At 67.6% G+C, this 1,228-nt stretch carries 1 protein-coding gene; it reads left to right on the top strand.

Annotated features, from left to right (window positions below):
- The coding region (locus tag GFD21_RS10895; protein WP_163197996.1) for an integrase core domain-containing protein at positions 1 to 1,159 on the top strand (1,159 nt) is incomplete at its 5' end.
- Positions 1,160 to 1,228: the final 69 nt, after the last annotated feature.

The following is a 1,228-nucleotide window of genomic DNA, read 5'->3' as shown; positions in this document are numbered from 1 at the left end:
CCGGCGCGCGCATCGCATCGCGAACAGGACCGACGGGCGGCTCGTGGAGCGGATCGTCACGATCCGCCGTGAACTGGGGTCCAGGGGTCTGGACGCGGGCCCGGAGTCCATCGCCGCCCGCCTGGAGCGCGAGGGCCTCAGGCCTCCGGCGAACTCGACGATCCACCGGATCCTCAAAGACGCGGGACTGGTCCGCCCGGAGCCGAGGAAGCGGCCGAGGTCCTCGTACACACGGTTCGAGGCCGCGTTGCCGAACGAGACGTGGCAGTCGGACTTCACCCACTGGCCGCTCGCGGACGGCACGGACGCGCTCATCGTCTCCTGGCTCGACGACCACTCGCGGTTCCTCCTGTACTCGCACGCATACGCGACCGTCACCATGAAGACGATCGAGGACTCGTTCCGCCGGGCGTGCGCCGTGTACGGGATCCCCGCGTCCACGCTCACCGACAACGGCAGCGTGTACACGACCCGGCTCCTGTCGGGCGAGCCGGGATCGTTCGAACGCCTGCTCGCCCTGATGGGCGTGCGCCGGAAGAACGGCAGACCGTACCACCCCCAGACGCAGGGCAAGATCGAACGCTGGCACCGCACGTTGAAGCAGTGGCTCACGGCCCGCCCCCTCGCACGCGATCTCGACGCGCTCAACACGCAGCTCGACGGGTTCAGACGCGAGTACAACGAGGAGCGCCCGCACCGCGCGTTGAACCGGCGCACCCCCAAGGAGACGTACGAGGCATTGGGCAAGGCCGGCCCCGACCCCGAACTCGCCGCCCGCGAACAGGCCAGACGCGACCGGGAGGAACGACAAGCGGGCGAACGGAACGCCATCGAAAGGAAAAGCAGACGGCGCAGGCCGGTCCCCGTCGCCGAGCGGACGGAACCCACACGCGCCGACGTCACCGTCCCCGCCAGAAGACACAAGACCGACCGACGCGGCTGCATCACGCAGGAGAACATCGCGGGCCGCCGACGCACCATCAACATCGGCAAGGAAAACGCCGGCAGGATCGTGGAACTGGGAATCACCCACGGCGTCATCACCGTCACCGACACGAACACCGGCGAGATCCTCGCCGAACAAATACTCGACACCACCCGCGACTACCAGCGCCGAAACCCCATGCCCGGTGTCAACGATGCCCCAAGACACATGTAAACCATGCCCCAGGAGACACCGTCAACCATGCCCCGAGACATGCGTCAACCATGCCCCGAGACAATACAG

The sequence above is a fragment of the Bifidobacterium platyrrhinorum genome, assembly GCF_010667645.1.
In the GTDB taxonomy this organism is placed as follows: Bacteria; Actinomycetota; Actinomycetes; order Actinomycetales; family Bifidobacteriaceae; genus Bifidobacterium; species Bifidobacterium platyrrhinorum.
This window is presented reverse-complemented; position numbering and strand designations above follow the sequence as displayed.